The 15,493-nt window shown below is 72.7% G+C and carries 14 protein-coding genes and 1 pseudogene; 8 read left to right on the top strand and 7 right to left on the bottom strand.

From position 1 onward, the window contains the following. The first annotated feature begins 176 nt into the window (after nucleotides 1-176). Nucleotides 177-1,097 (top strand): NADP-dependent oxidoreductase, encoded by a 921-nt coding sequence (locus ACGFYN_RS11575; protein ID WP_393865582.1) that lies wholly within the window; start codon nucleotides 177-179, stop codon nucleotides 1,095-1,097. Continuing rightward, entirely contained in the window at nucleotides 1,094-1,804 is a 711-nt protein-coding gene (locus ACGFYN_RS11570) for a GNAT family N-acetyltransferase (protein ID WP_393865581.1), read from the top strand. Before ACGFYN_RS11575 ends, ACGFYN_RS11570 begins: the two co-directional genes overlap by 4 nt. A gap of 7 nt (nucleotides 1,805-1,811) precedes the next feature. Here ACGFYN_RS11570 and ACGFYN_RS11565 read toward each other — a convergent pair whose 3' ends face one another. Continuing rightward, nucleotides 1,812-2,249: a MarR family winged helix-turn-helix transcriptional regulator gene (locus tag ACGFYN_RS11565; protein WP_393865580.1), complete on the bottom strand. Its 438-nt coding sequence runs from the start codon at nucleotides 2,247-2,249 to the stop codon at nucleotides 1,812-1,814. Nucleotides 2,250-2,364: 115 nt separating this feature from the next. Here ACGFYN_RS11565 and ACGFYN_RS11560 point away from each other — a divergent pair, with 115 nt between their 5' ends. Then, nucleotides 2,365-3,435 (top strand): hypothetical protein, encoded by a 1,071-nt coding sequence (locus ACGFYN_RS11560; RefSeq protein WP_393865579.1) that lies wholly within the window; start codon nucleotides 2,365-2,367, stop codon nucleotides 3,433-3,435. Between the two features lie 175 nt (nucleotides 3,436-3,610). Further along, the gene (locus ACGFYN_RS11555) at nucleotides 3,611-4,405 is read left to right on the top strand and encodes a putative protein N(5)-glutamine methyltransferase (protein ID WP_393865578.1); all 795 of its coding nucleotides are present in this window, start codon (nucleotides 3,611-3,613) and stop codon (nucleotides 4,403-4,405) included. A gap of 45 nt (nucleotides 4,406-4,450) precedes the next feature. Here the strand turns inward: ACGFYN_RS11555 and ACGFYN_RS11550 are convergent, their stop codons facing one another. Together ACGFYN_RS11550 and ACGFYN_RS11545 are read right to left on the bottom strand one after the other, a co-directional pair. After that, entirely contained in the window at nucleotides 4,451-5,140 is a 690-nt protein-coding gene (locus ACGFYN_RS11550; RefSeq protein WP_393865813.1) for a hypothetical protein, read from the bottom strand. A gap of 111 nt (nucleotides 5,141-5,251) precedes the next feature. Further along, nucleotides 5,252-7,318: a SpoIIE family protein phosphatase gene (locus ACGFYN_RS11545; protein WP_393865577.1), complete on the bottom strand. Its 2,067-nt coding sequence runs from the start codon at nucleotides 7,316-7,318 to the stop codon at nucleotides 5,252-5,254. 275 nt (nucleotides 7,319-7,593) lie between these two features. On the opposite strand from ACGFYN_RS11545, the gene ACGFYN_RS11540 reads away from it, so the two are divergent. Continuing rightward, the gene (locus ACGFYN_RS11540; protein WP_393865576.1) at nucleotides 7,594-8,469 is read left to right on the top strand and encodes a hypothetical protein; all 876 of its coding nucleotides are present in this window, start codon (nucleotides 7,594-7,596) and stop codon (nucleotides 8,467-8,469) included. A gap of 104 nt (nucleotides 8,470-8,573) precedes the next feature. Then, nucleotides 8,574-8,942: a hypothetical protein gene (locus tag ACGFYN_RS11535; protein ID WP_393865575.1), complete on the top strand. Its 369-nt coding sequence runs from the start codon at nucleotides 8,574-8,576 to the stop codon at nucleotides 8,940-8,942. Nucleotides 8,943-9,428: 486 nt separating this feature from the next. Here ACGFYN_RS11535 and ACGFYN_RS11530 read toward each other — a convergent pair. After that, a pseudogene (locus tag ACGFYN_RS11530) lies at nucleotides 9,429-10,268 on the bottom strand (M20/M25/M40 family metallo-hydrolase); the annotation flags it as partial. A gap of 15 nt (nucleotides 10,269-10,283) precedes the next feature. Next, a complete protein-coding gene (locus ACGFYN_RS11525) occupies nucleotides 10,284-10,586 on the bottom strand; it encodes a hypothetical protein (RefSeq protein ID WP_393865574.1) in 303 nt (100 codons plus the stop codon). 117 nt (nucleotides 10,587-10,703) lie between these two features. On the opposite strand from ACGFYN_RS11525, the gene ACGFYN_RS11520 reads away from it, so the two are divergent. Together ACGFYN_RS11520 and ACGFYN_RS11515 are read left to right on the top strand one after the other, a co-directional pair. Beyond that, a complete protein-coding gene (locus ACGFYN_RS11520; protein WP_393865573.1) occupies nucleotides 10,704-12,719 on the top strand; it encodes an FAD-dependent oxidoreductase in 2,016 nt (671 codons plus the stop codon). Nucleotides 12,720-12,750: 31 nt separating this feature from the next. Next, a complete protein-coding gene (locus tag ACGFYN_RS11515) occupies nucleotides 12,751-13,362 on the top strand; it encodes a PadR family transcriptional regulator (protein WP_393865572.1) in 612 nt (203 codons plus the stop codon). 12 nt (nucleotides 13,363-13,374) lie between these two features. Here ACGFYN_RS11515 and ACGFYN_RS11510 read toward each other — a convergent pair whose 3' ends face one another. Both ACGFYN_RS11510 and ACGFYN_RS11505 read right to left on the bottom strand, forming a co-directional pair. Beyond that, complete coding sequence (locus tag ACGFYN_RS11510) at nucleotides 13,375-13,941, bottom strand: hypothetical protein (RefSeq protein WP_393865571.1); 567 nt, start codon at nucleotides 13,939-13,941, stop codon at nucleotides 13,375-13,377. 169 nt (nucleotides 13,942-14,110) lie between these two features. Continuing rightward, nucleotides 14,111-15,106, bottom strand: coding sequence for a fibronectin type III domain-containing protein (locus ACGFYN_RS11505; RefSeq protein ID WP_393865570.1), 996 nt, complete (start codon nucleotides 15,104-15,106; stop codon nucleotides 14,111-14,113). Nucleotides 15,107-15,493: the final 387 nt, after the last annotated feature.

Here is a 15,493-nt window from a genome sequence, read left to right as displayed (position 1 = left end):
GCGATCGATTACCTGTTCAACCGTACGTGCTCGCCGGTGATGCTCCTGCCCAGGGCCGGCGAATCCGGGACCAGGATCATTAAGCCCGTATGAAGCTTCCGGCGCCCCGGGAATAGCCGCCCGCCGATCACCCTTGCTGACTGTTGCCGTCGTCGACAGCGAAGGAGTGGGAGCACATGCCCAAGGCGTACGTCTTCACGCGGAACGGCGGGCCCGAGGTCGAGGCCCTGATCGAGGTGGACCGGCCCGTCCCCGGCGCGGGACAGGTACTGGTCGCGGTGCGTGCCGCGGGTGTGAACCCCGTGGACTGGAAGCTGCGCACCGGGTTCCGGCGCCCGGGCGACAGCGAGCGCGAGTTCCCCGCCTTCATGGGCAGCGAGGTCTCGGGCGTCGTAGAGGAGGTCGGTGAGGGGGTCCAGGGGTTCACCGTCGGGGACGAGGTCTTCGGCCAGCCGGTCGTCGGCGGGTACTCCGAGTACGCCCTGCTGACCACCGGCTTCACCGCGAAGAAGCCCGCGGCTCTGTCCTTCACCGACGCGGCGACCCTGCCCGTCGCGGGCGCGACGGCGTACGACGGAGTCCGCCAGCTCGACCTGCCGGCCGGCGCGACCGTGCTGGTCACGGGCGCGGGCGGCGGGGTCGGCGTCGCGGCCGTGCAGATCGCCCGCACGCTCGGACTGCGCGTGGTGGGTGTCGCGAGCGAGGCCAAGAAGGACCTGATCGAGTCCCTCGGCGCCGTGCACGTCCCGTCCGGCGAGGGCTGGACCGCGCGCGTGCCGGGCGAGGTCGACGGGGTCTACGACCTCGTCGGCGGCGCCGTCCTCACCGAGGCCGCGACCCTGCTCACCGACCGCACGAAGCTCGTCACGGCCGGGGGCTCGCCCGACGCGGCACAGGAGCTCGGTGGTGGCCGCGTCGCCCGGGTCCGCACCTCCGCCCGGCTGACCGAGGTGGCCGACCTCGTCGTCACCGGCGGCCTGGACCCGCACGTGACGCAGACCTTCCCCCTCGACCGGGCCGGGGAGGCGCTGCGCACCGTCGAGGAGGGCCACGCCCGCGGCAAGATCGTGATCGTCCCCACGGAGAACGCCGGATGAGCCACGTCCTCGACCACCCCGCCCTCGCCGCGCTGACCGGCCCGCACGCCCGCTTCGCGGAGCGGCGCGGCCGGGTGCTGCGCTATCCCGTCGACGTGACGCCCTGGCAGGCCCTGCCCGCGGAGCCCGACCCCGAGGACTGGGCGGACCTCGCGGCGCTCGCCGGACCCGGCGCCGAGGTCCCGCTGCTCGGCTTCCGCGGCGAGGTACCGCCCGACTGGGAGATCACCTTCCGGATCGAGGGCGTGCAGTACGTCGACGACGGGCTGGACGCCGCCCCCGACCCGGAGGCCGTGCTCCTGGGCCCCGCCGACGTCCCGGAGATGCTCGACCTGGTCGCGCGCACCCGGCCGGGCCCCTTCCTGCCCCGCACCATCGAACTCGGCACCTACCTGGGCATCCGCCGTGGCGGCGCCCTCGTCGCGATGGCGGGGGAGCGGCTGCACCCGCCCGGCTGGACCGAGATCAGCGGCGTCTGCACCGCCCCGTCCGTGCGCGGCGAGGGCCTGGCGACCCGGCTGATCCTCGCGGTCGCCCACGGCATCCGGGAACGCGGCGAGACGCCGTTCCTGCACACCGGCGCGGGCAACACGAACGCCATCCGGCTCTACGAGTCCCTCGGCTTCCGCCTGCGCCGCACCACGGCGTTCATGTCGGCCCGCGCCCCCGAACACCTCGCGGACGAGCGGGTGGTGGCGGTTTCCTGACCCGCGCCTAGGCGTCGCTCTGGGGGTGCGCCCAGGCGTTGTAGCGCACGAGATAGCCGGCGAACCGCTCCAGATCCTCCTTCGGCCAGTCGGCCAGCCGTTCCCGGAAGGCGGTCCGGCGGCTGTCGGTGACCTGCGCGAGGATCCGGGTGCCCGTCTCGGTGAGGTGCAGGACCTGGACGCGGTGGTCGTCCGGGTCCACCCGCCGCTCGATGAGACGGGCCCGCTCCAGCGCGGCGACCTGGCGGCTCACGGTCGACTTGTCGAGCGCGTAGTGCGTCGCCAGGTCGGTGGCCCGGCAGCCGCCGCTCTCCTCCAGATGCCCGAGCAACGTGTACGAGACCAGCGACAGTTCGGGGTGCATACGGCCCGCCGACGCGCGGGCGCGGCGGGCGAAGGCGGTCATCTCCCGCTGGATGGTCTCCACGGCCTCGTCTGCTTCCACCGGACCTCCCTCACTCACCGAGGGACCCACCACGGAATATCACCCGGCCCCTCTTGGTTGTATAGTACAACTTGCCCGAGAGTTGTATAAGCCAACCATTTGGAGGTTGTGAGCGATGAGGTCGCAGGGCCTGCGTCACGTGATCACGCACCTGATCACCCCGCTGCTGATGTGCATCGGCATGGGACTCGCGTACATGGGGGCGTTCGTGGCGCCGGAGCCCCACCACCTGCCGGTCGCCGTCGTCGGCTCCGGCCCGCAGGCGAAGGTGTTCGCGCAGACCGTCAAGGACACGGCGGGGGACAAGCTCGACGTCCGCACGGTTCCCACCCGCTCCGCGGCCGTCGACCTGCTCAACTCCCGTGACATCACAGGGGCCTTCGTGCCCAGCGGGCGGACACCGGAACTCGTCGTCGCCTCCGCCGCCTCCGACATGGACGCGACGGCGGTCGAGAAGGTCTTCACCCCCGTCGCAGCCGAGCAGGGCACCGCGCTGAAAGTCACCGACGTCGCCGCACCCGTCTCGGACGACCCCACCGGGCAAGGACTGTTCTTCCTGCTGATCGCGGTGAGCATCGGCTCCTACGCCTCGGTCGCCGCGCTCGGTGCCGCAGGCGGTGCCCTGCGGATGCGGGTGCGCGCGCTGCTGGCACTCGGGGTCTCCGCCGTCGTCAGCGGCATCGGCGCGCTGCTCGCCGGACCCGTGTTCCACCTCGCCCACCACGACCTCACCACCCTGTGGGGCATGGCCTGGCTCTACTCCGCCGGCATCCTGTTCATCGGCGTGGGCCTGCACACCTTCCTCAAGCGCTGGACCACGCTCGCCATGATGGTGCTGTTCGTGATGCTCAACTTCACCAGCTCCGGCGGCCTGTTCCGGCCCGACCTCCAGAACGGCTTCTTCGGCACCCTGCACGCCTTCTGGAACGGCGCCGGGTTCGTCGAGGGCGCCCGCAGCCTGCTGTACTTCGGCAGCGACGGCCTGTCGCGCAACGTATGGACGCTGGCGGCCTGGCTGCTGCTCGGCCTCGCGGTCACGGTGATCGCGGCGGTGTACGAGCGGTCCAAGACAGCGAGGGTTTCCGCCGCGCCGGCGCGGGCGACCGCGGAGCCGGCCCTGGAGGCTCGTGAGGAGGAGGCGGAGCAGGACGCCGTGGAGGAGGTCGAGGAGACGGTCGGCGTCTGAGCGTTGGGGTAATGTGGCCGTCCGGCCCGGGAACGCCCCGGCCGCCGGAGACGGAGGAGGTGAGACCCATTTCCGCAGTGCGCAGGTCGGGTGCTCTCCTCTCGAATCACGCGGGTCGCCGCCGCTAGGCGGCCGCGAGAGCGCCCTTCGACTCACCGAAAGGCTCTCGGCTTCCATGCCCCCACTGTCTCCCTCCTCTCCGCCGTCGCCGTCCGTCCGTGACTCCGTCGTCGCCGCGCTCCGCGCCGCGGGCTGTGTCTTCGCCGAGGACGAGGCGGAGTTGATCCTCGCCACCGCCCGTACGCCGGAGGAACTCGCCGCGCTCGTCGACCGCCGGGTCGCCGGGCTGCCCCTCGAACTCGTCGTCGGCTGGGCGGAGTTCCGCGGGCTGCGTATCGCCGTGGAGCCCGGGGTGTTCGTGCCCCGCCGGCGTACGGAGTTCCTCGTCGAACAGGCCCTCGCGCAGGTCCCGGACGCGTCCGTCGTGGTCGACCTCTGCTGTGGCTCGGGTGCGGTGGGCGCGGCGCTCGTCTCCGCCCTCGGACCCGTGGAACTGCACGCCGCCGACCTCGATCCGGCCGCGGTGCGCTGCGCGCGCCGCAACGTCGACGGCGAGGTCCACCAGGGCGACCTGTTCACGGCCCTGCCGGACGACCTGCGCGGCCGCGTCGACATCCTCGCGGCCAACGTCCCCTACGTCCCGACCGGTGAGGTCGGTCTCCTGCCCGCCGAGGCCCGCGACCACGAGCCCCTCACCGCCCTCGACGGCGGCACGGACGGCCTCGACGTCCTGCGCCGCGTCGCCGCGGAAGCGCCTCGCTGGCTGCGTCGGGGTGGTTGCGTACTTGTGGAGACGAGCGAACGCCAGGCCGCGGCGGCCCTGGAGGCCTTCGCCGCAAGCGGGTTGACGTCACGTCTGGCGGTGTCGGAGGAGCAGTACGCCAACGTGGTCGTGGGCGTGAGGGAGTAGACCTGAGTGCCGGTGCCGGTGCCGGTGCCGGTGCCGGCGGCTCCGTCAGGTGGTCGCGCCGTTGTCCGACGGGCTCGTCGACGGGGCCGGCATGCGCCAATTGCGGTGGCCGGGGAACTTGCCGTGGCCGTCACCGGGGCCGCCCTTGTCGCCTGGGCCCCTGTTCCCCCACGTTCCCTCGAGGGCGTGGGTCGCGGTCCTGGTGCCGTTGTCGGCTCGGGTGCCGATGAGGAAGGCCGTGTCGTCCTTCTTCAGGGCGCCGGCGCCGGAGGCCTTCGTACCGTCGCGCAGGACCGTGGTGCCGGAGTTGACGGTCCAGGTCCACGAGGCGCCGTCCTCGCTCTTGACGGTGACCTGGTCGCCGTCGATCTTCTCGACGGTGCCGCGCTGCCAGGTCCGGGTGATCCACTTGCCGGTCTCCTGGTCCTTGACGGTCGCCTCGCCGTGCACGCCCATGCCGCCGGCGCCGAACCAGCGCCCGCCGCCGTGCCGGTCGCGGGGACCGCCGGGTGACGGCGACGCGGATCCGGACGCGGAGGGTGTCGCCCCCTGGCCCGAGCCGCCCGACGTCGCCGCGTAGGCGACCGTGCCGCCGAGGGCCAGGACGACGACCGTGGCCGCCGCGGTCACGGCACGCGCGCGGCGAGAGCGCCGGCGCCCCGGCTCGCGGTCCGCCCCGCCCGGGCCCGTCATCACTTCCATGTCCGCGGTGGGTTCCTGGTCCGGCTCGTGCATCACGGCTCGCTCCCATCGGCCACAGCCCCGGCATCTACGTGCCATGCCTACCTGTGATTGTCGAATGAGGTCGATAAAGAGCGAGTAATCATTACCTGTGAATCCGGCTGATCAGCGCGTCTTCTGCACGCGCGCGATGAGCAGTGCCACGTCGTCGGAGTTGTCGGGCTGACGCAGCGTACGCAGCAGCAGGTCCGCGACCTCCTCCAGCGGACGGTCGGGCCCTTCGAGCAGGGCCAGGAGCGCGTCGAGGCGCTCGTCCAGAGGATGCTGCCGCGTCTCCACCAGGCCGTCCGTGTAGAACACGAGACGGTCGCCCGGCTCCAGGTCGACCGTGGTGGTGGAGAAGGCCACCCCGCCCACGCCCAGCGGCACCCCGGTGGGCAGTTCGAGCAGCTCCGGCGCGCGCCCGGCGCGCAGCCGGGCCGGCGGCAGATGACCCGCGTTGGCGATCCGGCACTGCCGCAGCTCGGGGTCGTGGACGGCGTAGACGCAGGTGGCGATGGAGTGGTCGAGGTCCTCGGTGATCCGGTCGAGGTGCTCCAGGACCCGGGCCGGATCGAGGTCGAGGGAGGCGAGGGTGTTGGTCGCGGTGCGAAGCCGGCCCATGGTCGCGGCGGCGTTGATGCCGCTGCCCATCACGTCGCCCACCACCAGCGCCGTCTTGCCGCCCTCCAGGGGGATCACGTCGAACCAGTCACCGCCGACCTCCGTGGTGCCGCCGGCCGGCTGGTAGCGGGAGGCGACCTCGAGCCCGCCCGTCACTGACGGATGGCTGGGCAGGAGGCTGCGCTGGAGGGTGAGGGCCGTGTCGCGGGCGTTCTGGTACCAGCGGGCGTTGTCGATCTGCACCGCCGCCCGGGCGGCCAGTTCACGGGCGAGCAGCAGGTCGTCCTCGCTGAACGGCAGCGGGTTGTTCGTGCGCTTGAGGTCGAGTGCTCCGAGCACCTCACCGCGTGCGATCAGCGGCACCGCGAGATAGGAGTGGACGCCGGCGCGGGCCAGCAGGTCCGCCGCCTCGGGCGAGCGGGCGATACGGGGCAGATGTGCGGCCTCGACCTGCGGCACCATGACCGGCTGGCCGGTGCGCACGCACTCGGTGACCAGGCGGTCGGGACCGTACCGCGCCACCTGCCCTGGCTGGTCGGCCGCCCGCAGCGCCTCAGGGGCGTCGTCCGCCTGCACGGCGAGGGCGCGGATCACCGCGGACTCGGCGGGGCCGAGGCTGCTGCGCCTGCCCAGCACCAACGCGTCGAGCAGGTCCACCGCCGCGATGTCGGCGAGCTCCGGCACGGCGACGTCGGCCAGTTCGCGCGCGGTGCGCTCCAGCTCCAGCGTGGTGCCGATCCGGGCCGAGGCGTCCGCGATGACCTGGAGACGCCGCCGGGCGGCCTCCGCCTCGACGCCCGCCCGGTGCTGCTCGGTGACGTCCACGACCGAACCGGCCAGACCGAGCACGGTGCCGACCGCGTCGTCCAGCCGGTACAGCGACATCGACCAGGCCCGCTCGTCGTCCGGATCGGCCGCGGTCCGGCCGATGGTCTGCTGGTCGACCAGCGGACGCCCGGTCTCCAGCACCTGCCGCGCCGCCGCCTCGATCGTGTCGGCGTCGACGTAGGGCAGGACCTCGCGGATCGACCGGCCGACGTGGTCCTTGGCAGGCAGCCCGTTGATCTGTTCCAGCGCGGGGTTGACCGACACGTAGCGCAGATCTGTGTCCAGGACGGCCAGGCCGATGGGGGACTGGGCGATCATGCGGTTGGACAGCGCCACGTCCCGTTCCAGGCGCCGTACGGTGGTCCGGTCGGCGCAGAGGCCGAGCGCGTAGACGTCGCCGTGGTCGTCCAGCAGCCGCATGTTGCGGAACTCCACCAGACGCGTGGTGCCGTCCTTGCGCCGGATGGGGAAGGCGCCGGCCCAGCTCTGGCCGGTGAGCATGACGTCGGCGAAGAGTTTGATCACGAGGTCGAGGTGCTGCTCGTGCACCATGATCCGGGCCGCGTACTCGCCGAGGGCCTCCTCGGCCGGGTAGCCGAACAGCTCCTCGGCCTGCGGACTCCACAGGACGATGCGTCCCTCGGCATCCAGGACCACCGAGGCCATGCCGAGCACATCGAGCAGCCCGCTCGGCCGTACCGACTGCTCGCCGTCGGCCACCGGAAACCCAGGTGCACTCATTCCACGCACCGCCTTCGCCCGATCACGCGGCACGTCGTTCCCCCGTGCCGACTCCCCAAGTTCTACCGCGCTCAACCGTCGCTGTGACGACCCTGTCGCCCACCTCCACCATCCCTCAACACGGCCAGGGCCGTCCCCCGGAGCGCTGACGACACTACCTGGCACGCAGCGTCGCCGAACCGACGACCTCCGTTACCGAGCTGGTCTGTACATGACCACCTGGCCGGGCCAGACTGTCCGCCGAGCCAGCCCACCCCCCACGGAGGAGCCCTCCCATGCCCCTGCGCGCCCGGCAACGTTGTCACGCCGCCGTGACCGCGGCCCTCGCCCTCGCGACCGCCGCCGTCCTGTCCGCCGCCCCGCCCGCGTCGGCGGCCGACGCCTGGAACGAGGTGGGCTCAGACCGGGCCGACCCGCTGACCGAGAGCCAGGGCCTGGCCTCCGTCGAGGTGCCCGCCGGCAGCCCCAACCACTACACCGGCATCGGCACCATCCCCACGAGCGTGAGCAGCCGCGGCTGGAACCACGTCGGGGACCCCGACGCCTCCTACGACGGCCACATCGTCGAGCCGTACCAGGCCGACTCGGGCAACGCGAAGATGTACCGCGTCCAGGCGCCCGACGGCAGCTGGTCCGAGTACGTCCACACGCTCGGCTCAGGAGAGGCGCTCAACAACTCCTGGGTCGCGATCTCGCCGGACGGGCAGTGGATGCTGTCGGGGGAGTACGGCACGATGAGCCGCTTCCTGGTCTTCCCGACCCCGGGCGTCAACCCCGCCACCTCGCCGTCGGCGAACCTGCCGCAGGTCTCCACGGTCGACCTCGACCACGCCGTACGCGATGTGCAGGGCTGCGACTTCTCCGGCCCCACGACTCTGCTGTGCTCCTCCGACGACCCCGACGGCTCGCTGTTCGGCATGACCAAGCCGCTGCTCCAGGTCGACCTGTCCGCCGCCCCGAACGGCGCCTCGGACGTCTCCGGACATGTCACGGCGCTCCGGCAGCTGCCGCTGCGCAGCGCCTGCTCGGGCACGTTCGAGGCGGAGGGCATCGACTACGACCGCCGCAGCGGGACCCTGCGGGTGATCGTCGTGTCACCGGGGTTCTGCGTGCTGACCGACAGCAAGACATATCGCTTCACACGGAGCTGAGCCGCGCGCTGGTCCGGCCCGGGCAGTGGTGCTTTTCTGGGGATGTGGCGCGGTTCGCGGGGAACTCGCGACGCCGCGCCACCGCCGCGAGAGGAGCGATCACGATGGACCGTGTGCGACCGCACGAGGAGCCCGTATCCCTCGAGATCAGTGGATGCAGCAAGGAGGATGCCCGGATCGTCTTCGACACGCTGTGCGCCTGCTTCGAGTCCGACCGGGCTCCGGACGAGGTGCCGCAGCAGCTCCACGAGACCCGACCGATGGTCTGGCTCGGCACCTTCGAGGTCACCGACGCCCACGAGTGCCCCCCGCCCGCCCACCTGGACTCCTCCGTCGAGGTGGACGCACAGGGCGGCTACTGGGCGATCGAACGCCTCCGCTCCACGCTCGACCCCCTGTTCACGGTCCGCGACCTCATGTCGGCCTCGGGCGACCAGGAACGGGAACTGCACGTACGCCTTGAGAGCCGGTGACTCCGTCGGTTCGGCGGGGGTAGGGAGCAGATCTGCAGCCTGGCCGTGACGGGCGCGTTCGCGAGGTGCCGGCGGAGGGCCGCCACGAGCCCGCCGCGGCCGCGATCGGGAACGGATGGCCCGGTCGGCACGGAGAGGGCGGCCCGGCCGGACGGGCCGGCCCGCCGACGGGCGGCTGCGATGGACCCTGGGGGCCGGATCGCGCGGCAGCGGGCGGGGCGGATCGCCGACGAGCCGCTGACGTATATGCGTGTCCCATCCGCCGCCCGGTCTGCGAGATCCTCGGCCGCTCGCCCGGCCTGAATGGAGGTGGGCGGCTTGCCCGGTCCGCGCCGTCCAGCCGCTCACCCGGCCTGCACCATCCAGGCGGCACGCCCGACCTCGTAGTCCTGAGCCGCACGCCCACCCGCGCACTCCTGAGCCGCCAGCCGAGCCTCCGCCATCCTCAGTCGCCGACCCACCTCCCCCACAGGGCCCGCGCCCGGTTCACGTCAGCAGGCCCAGTACCGCCCGCCGGTACACCGCGTGGACCGCCGGTAGATCCGCGACGAGGGCGCGTTCGTCCAGGCCGTGCAGGCCCTCGTGGCGTACGCCGAAGCCTGCCGTGGCCGGGATTCCTTGCGCTGACAGCAGGTTGCCGATGTTCGAGGGGCCCGCGGTCTTCGGCCGGACTGTCAGGCCCTCCTGGGCCGCGGCGGTCAGCAGGGCGGCCGCGGGCTGCTCGGTCTCCGTCAGGCGGAAGGGCGGCCATTCCGCCACCTGGGTGAGGGTGGTCGGCAGGGGGGTGGGCAGCTGCCGGTCCAGTTCCGTGGCCGCCGCGCGGACCACGGCCTCCGCGGCGCGGGCGTCGAAGGCCGGGGTGGTGCGGATGTCGATGCCCAGTTCGCAGAGGCCTGGGATCGTCGAGAAACCCTCGCCGCCGTGGCAGGACGTCACCGTCACTTTCGGCGGCAGCGGGAAGTCCCCGTCAGCGGACGGGAGTTCCGTCTCCTCCAGCAGCCGCACCAGGCGCGCCGCACGCGAGACGGCGCCCGGCGTCGTACGCCGCGCCCCCGAGTGGCCCGTCTCCGCGTGCACCGCGACCGTCGCCCGCCACAGGCCCCGCCCGCCGACCACCACCTCCTCCAGGCCGGGGTAGCCGATCATGACCCCGGCCGGGCGCACCGCCGCCGCGTCCGCGAGGTAGGCCCGGGCGCCGCCGAAGCCGCCGGTGTGCTCGTCGGCGTCCAGCAGGACCGCGAGGCCGCCGCACAGCGCCTCCGCCCGGTCACGCACCTCCGCCGCGATACGGCAGAACATGGCCGCCGCCAGCTTGGAGTCGGTGGCTCCACGGCCCCGTAGTCATCCGTCCACCACGTCACCGCAGTCCGGCGCGAACGTCCAGGCGCGCTCGTCGCCGTAGGGCGCCGTGTCCACGCAGGCGTCGAGTGCCCACCACGGTCCCGGCCGGGCGCCGGCCACCTCCACCAGCAGTGCGACCGGGCGGCCCGCCTCGTCGTGGAGGCGGCGGAACGGCAGGTCGCGGGCGCCGAGCCAGTTCTCGAGGACGGTGAGGACGGGCTCGTAGCCGTCGATCCCGGCCCGGCTGGGGCGGCGGATCAGCTGCTGGGCGAGGGTGACCACCTCGGCGTCTTCGGGGCTCATGGGGCCGATGTGCCCCGGGGTGGCCCGGATCACCCCTCCTCGTTTATGCAACTAGTTGCAAAACCCTCCCGGGGTCCTCTACAACAGTGAGCACGACACCGCGCACGGAGGGGCCCGATGAGCCGTTACCCGCACCTGCTGAGCCCGCTGGACCTGGGCTTCACCACCCTGCCCAACCGCGTCCTCATGGGCTCCATGCACGTGGGCCTGGAGGAGGCCGAGCGCGGCTTCGAGCGCATGGCGGAGTTCTACGCCGCCCGGGCACGCGGCGGAGTGGGCCTGATCGTCACCGGCGGCATCGCGCCCAACGACGAGGGCCGCCCGTACGAGGGCGGCGCCAAGCTCACCACCGACGACGAGGCCGAGCAGCACCGCGAGATCACCGGCGCCGTGCACCGTGAGGGCGGCCGGATCGCGATGCAGATTCTGCACTTCGGCCGGTACGCCTACCACCAGGACCTCGTCGCGCCGAGCCCGCTCCAGGCCCCGATCAGCCCCTTCCCGCCGCGCGAGCTCACCGACGCCGACGTCGAGCGCACCATCGACGACTACGCCCGCGCCGCCCGCCTGGCCCGCCAGGCCGGCTACGACGGCGTGGAGATCATGGGCTCCGAGGGCTACCTCATCAACGAGTTCATCGCCGCGCAGACCAACCACCGCACCGACCGCTGGGGCGGCTCGTACGAGAACCGCATGCGCTTCCCGGTCGAGATCGTGCGGCGCGTCCGCGAGGCCGTCGGCGAGGACTTCATCATCATCTACCGCCTGTCCATGCTGGACCTGGTCCCCGGCGGCTCGACGCTCGACGAGGTGATCACCCTCGCGAAGGCCGTCGAGGCCGCCGGGGCGACGATCATCAACACCGGGATCGGCTGGCACGAGGCCCGCATCCCCACCATCGCGACCTCCGTGCCGCGCGGCGCCTACAGCTGGGTCACCAAGAAGCTCATGGGCGAGGTGTCGGTCCCGCTCGTCACCACCAACCGCATCAACACCCCGGAGCTGGCCGAGGAGTTGCTCGCCACTGGCCGCGCGGACATGGTCTCCATGGCCCGCCCGATGCTCGCCGACCCGGACTTCGTCGCCAAGGCCGCGGAGGGGAAGCCGGAGGCCATCAACACCTGCATCGGCTGCAACCAGGCGTGCCTCGACCACACCTTCAGCCTCAAGATCACTTCCTGCCTGGTCAACCCGCGCGCCTGCCACGAGACCGAACTCGTCCTGGCGCCCACCCGGTTGAAGAAGCGCGTCGCCGTCGTCGGTGCCGGACCCGCCGGCCTCGCCTGCGCCGTGTCGGCGGCCGAGCGCGGCCACGCGGTCACGCTCTACGACGCGGCGAGCGAGGTCGGCGGCCAGCTCAACGTCGCCCGCAAGGTCCCCGGCAAGCAGGAGTTCGACGAGACCCTGCGCTACTTCCGCCACCAGCTCGACGCCCACGGCGTGGACGTACGCCTCAACTACCCTGTCACCGCAGGCGACTTGGCGGACTACGACGAGGTCGTCGTCGCCACCGGCGTCACCCCGCGCACCCCCGACATCCCCGGCGTCGACCACCCCAGCGTCGTCGGCTACCTCGACGTCCTGCGCGGTGACGTCCCCGTGGGCGACCGCGTCGCGATCCTCGGTGCGGGCGGCATCGGCTTCGACGTCGCCGAGTTCCTCACCGACGGCGGCGACAAGGCGAGCGAGGACCCGGAGACCTACTTCCGCCAGTGGGGCGTCGACATGGACTACCGCGGCCCGGGCGGACTCGCCGCCCCCGAGCGCCCCGCCCCGCCGCGCACCGTCCACCTGCTGCAGCGCAAGCCCACCAAGGTCGGCGCCGGCCTCGGCAAGACCACCGGCTGGATCCACCGCACCGAGCTCAAGCACCGCGGCGTCACCATGGTCCCGGGCGTCCGCTACGACCGCATCGACGACGCCGGGCTGCACGTCACCGTCGGTGAGGAGAGCACGGTGCTCCCCGTCGACACGATCGTGCTGTGCACCGGACAGGAGCCGCGCCGCGATCTCTACGAGGAACTGCTCGCGGCCGGCGCCGACGTGCACCTGATCGGCGGTGCCGACGTGGCCGCCGAGCTGGACGCCAAGCGCGCCATCAAGCAGGGCACGGAGCTGGCGGCGGCCCTCTAGGGGGCCGTAGAGCCGTCCTTAGGATGACTCCATGTCACTCCCGCACGCGATCCTGACCGCCCTGCTGGAAAAGCCGTCCTCGGGGCTGGAGCTGACCCGCCGGTTCGACAGGTCGATCGGCTACTTCTGGTCGGCGACGCACCAGCAGATCTATCGCGAGCTGGGAAAACTGGAGGCCGAGGGGCACATCCGGGCGCTGCCGCCGGAGCAGCCGGCCCGTGGGCAGAAGAAGAGCTACGAGGTCCTGCCCGCGGGCCGCGCCGAACTGGCCCGCTGGACCGCCGCGTCCCAGGACCCCAAGCCGCACCGCGACCCGCTGCTGCTGCGGCTGCGCGCGGCGGCCGTGGTGGGCACCGCCGGCCTCGACGCCGACCTGCGACGCCATCTGGAGCTGCACGAGCGGCAGTTGGCCGAGTACGAGAAGATCGAGCAGCGCGACTTCCCGCGCGGCAAGGACGCTCCGCACGACCGGCTCCAGCACCTGGTGCTGCGGGCCGGGATCGATCTGGAGACCTTCTGGACGCAGTGGCTCACGCACGCCCTGGAGGAGTTCGCCGAGCTGCCCGACTCCGAGCTGCCCGACACCGAGCTGCCCGACACCGGGCTGCCGGACGGCGGGCTGCCCGCCTCCGGGACGGCGTGAACGCGGCTGCGGTCAGAGGCGGTTGGGCTTGGCGCGCTTGCGCAGGTACCAGCCCGTCGCGATGACGCCCGTGCCCACCAGCGCCGCGCCGACGCCCAGCGTGACCGGCCCGTAGTCCCTGATGGCGCCACCCAGACCGCCCGCCACGCCGAGTGAGGGGGAGGGCGAGGCCGTGGGCCTGGCCGTGGCGGAGATGGTGGGCCTGGAGGCGGGGGAGACGACGATCGACTGGGTGCCCGCCGTCGTGTTGGTGGCCGAGCACTGCACGATCACGGTGTACGTGCCGGGGCTCACGCTCGACCAGGCCGCCGACTGCAGCGCGGTCGTGCCCGACAGCGACACCTGACGTCCCTGGGCGAAGCTCGACTGGCCGCCGCTCAGCAGCGAGGCGGTGCCCCAGCTGCCGCTGCTGCTGGTCCGGGAGCACTGGGTGGTCGTCACCGACACCGTGGACCCGCTGGTGCTCACCGAGATGCCCGAGCCCTGCGCCACGGCCGGAGCGGCGGACAGGGCGATCGGCAGCACGGCGACGGCTGCGGCGGTCAGGGCCGAGCGGGCGAGTGGCTGGGAGTTGCGCATTGGTCTGCCCTCCGACGGCACGGTTGGCGGTACATCCCTTGCGCCGCCGAGGGTCGGGAATCGCCCGTGCTGCCTCAGGGGCAGCCAACGTCCCCGCGGCCCGTCCCGCACGCGCAGCGCCCCCGGGCAGGTGACGGATTCCTTCGTCCGGCCCATGCCGGACGCGCGGTCAGCGCCGGGAGCCGTCGTTCGCCCCGGTCGTCACCGCCCGCTCCGCCGACCAGCCGCCCCAGGTGCCGTCGGGCAGCTTGGCCCGGATTCGCAGGCGATGGGTCACGCCCGCGTCGCGGCCGACGTAGAAGGAGTACGAGGCCTTCCCACGCGGCGCGTTCGCGCCGTACACCAGGGAGGTGGCGGCCTGTCCGTCGAGGCGGATCCGGTACTCCGTGATCACGCCGTCCGCGCGCGGCGGGACCCAGCCGAGGTCGAGGTAGTACGCGCCGTCGGCGCGGTGGCTCGTCGCGCGGAACGCCGTGGGGGCGGTGTTCCGGCCGTCGTCGGAGCCCGGGGTGGTGAGGCGGACGGTGCCGCCGGGCGCCGAGACGTTGTCGGCCGCGTCGCGGGCGCGGACGGTGAACGCGTAGGCGGTGCCCGGCCGTAGTCCCGTGACCACGGTCGCCGTCTGTGCCGCGCCCACACTGTGGATCTTCGACGAGCCCTGGTAGATGTCGTACGAGACCACAGCGCGGTCGTCGGTCGAGGCGGACCAGGACAGTTCGACCTCCCGGCTGCCGACCACCCGGCCCCGCGCCGTACCCGGGCGGGTCGGAGCCGTGCCGTCCGCCGCCACGGCCGCGGGTGTCCTCGCGCGCACCGCCTGCCCGGGCGGTCCGAGGCGGCCCTCGGTGTCCCGGGCCCGCACGGTGAAGACGTACGCGGTGGACGGCGTGAGCCTGGTGACGTCCACCATGTGCTCCGAACCGGCCACTTCGAGGACTTTCCTGGTGCCGCGATACACCTCGTAGACCTTCACGCGCGGGTCGGCCGACACGGCGTTCCACATCACGTGCACGCTGGTCGCGCTGCCCGCCGCCGCGGTCATGCCGGTGGGAGCCGCCGGCATCCGCCCGTCGTCGCCGGTGCCGCCCCGGCCGCAGGACGCGGCCAGGGCCAACGCCGCACACAGGACGAGGGATCGGTGCACCAGCACGGTGTGACGACGCATGGCTCTGCCTCCTCGGGCGGCGGCAATGGTCCGGACCAATACTGACGCTGCTGACGTGGTCGCATCAAGAGGGCGGCCGTGTCGTGGAGGCGTGCCGGTGGGTGTCGGGGACGGGCGTTGGTGACCGCCCGCGGGAGTTACGTATGCTGAGTGACCTCGCGGCTGAACTCTCCATGAGGGCTGGTGAGTTGTGCCGGTGGCGCGGACCGCTGTCGTCGCTGTTCCCGCGCCCGACGCGGGTGGCCGGGCGGCCGGAGCCGACGCAGGTTCCGGCCGCCCGGCCCCCGCCGCTCGTCCGAGGACGCGCCACGCCGTGAGTCGCCTGAAGCCCGCGCGCCCGTCCGGCCGCCTACGGTGGCCGCATCATCGCATCGGCACAAAACGGGC

Source organism: Streptomyces sp. NPDC048419 (genome assembly GCF_043200415.1).
In the GTDB taxonomy this organism is placed as follows: Bacteria; Actinomycetota; Actinomycetes; order Streptomycetales; family Streptomycetaceae; genus Streptomyces.
This window is presented reverse-complemented; position numbering and strand designations above follow the sequence as displayed.

Coding starts and splice junctions, on each gene's coding strand:
- ACGFYN_RS11575 (WP_393865582.1), top strand. CDS start 177: ATGCCCAAGGCGTACGTCTTCACGCGGAACGGCGGGCCCGAGGTCGAG.
- ACGFYN_RS11570 (WP_393865581.1), top strand. CDS start 1,094: ATGAGCCACGTCCTCGACCACCCCGCCCTCGCCGCGCTGACCGGCCCG.
- ACGFYN_RS11560 (WP_393865579.1), top strand. CDS start 2,365: ATGAGGTCGCAGGGCCTGCGTCACGTGATCACGCACCTGATCACCCCG.
- ACGFYN_RS11555 (WP_393865578.1), top strand. CDS start 3,611: ATGCCCCCACTGTCTCCCTCCTCTCCGCCGTCGCCGTCCGTCCGTGAC.
- ACGFYN_RS11550 (WP_393865813.1), bottom strand. CDS start 5,140: ATGCACGAGCCGGACCAGGAACCCACCGCGGACATGGAAGTGATGACG.
- ACGFYN_RS11545 (WP_393865577.1), bottom strand. CDS start 7,318: ATGAGTGCACCTGGGTTTCCGGTGGCCGACGGCGAGCAGTCGGTACGG.
- ACGFYN_RS11540 (WP_393865576.1), top strand. CDS start 7,594: ATGCCCCTGCGCGCCCGGCAACGTTGTCACGCCGCCGTGACCGCGGCC.
- ACGFYN_RS11535 (WP_393865575.1), top strand. CDS start 8,574: ATGGACCGTGTGCGACCGCACGAGGAGCCCGTATCCCTCGAGATCAGT.
- ACGFYN_RS11525 (WP_393865574.1), bottom strand. CDS start 10,586: ATGAGCCCCGAAGACGCCGAGGTGGTCACCCTCGCCCAGCAGCTGATC.
- ACGFYN_RS11520 (WP_393865573.1), top strand. CDS start 10,704: ATGAGCCGTTACCCGCACCTGCTGAGCCCGCTGGACCTGGGCTTCACC.
- ACGFYN_RS11515 (WP_393865572.1), top strand. CDS start 12,751: ATGTCACTCCCGCACGCGATCCTGACCGCCCTGCTGGAAAAGCCGTCC.
- ACGFYN_RS11510 (WP_393865571.1), bottom strand. CDS start 13,941: ATGCGCAACTCCCAGCCACTCGCCCGCTCGGCCCTGACCGCCGCAGCC.
- ACGFYN_RS11505 (WP_393865570.1), bottom strand. CDS start 15,106: ATGCGTCGTCACACCGTGCTGGTGCACCGATCCCTCGTCCTGTGTGCG.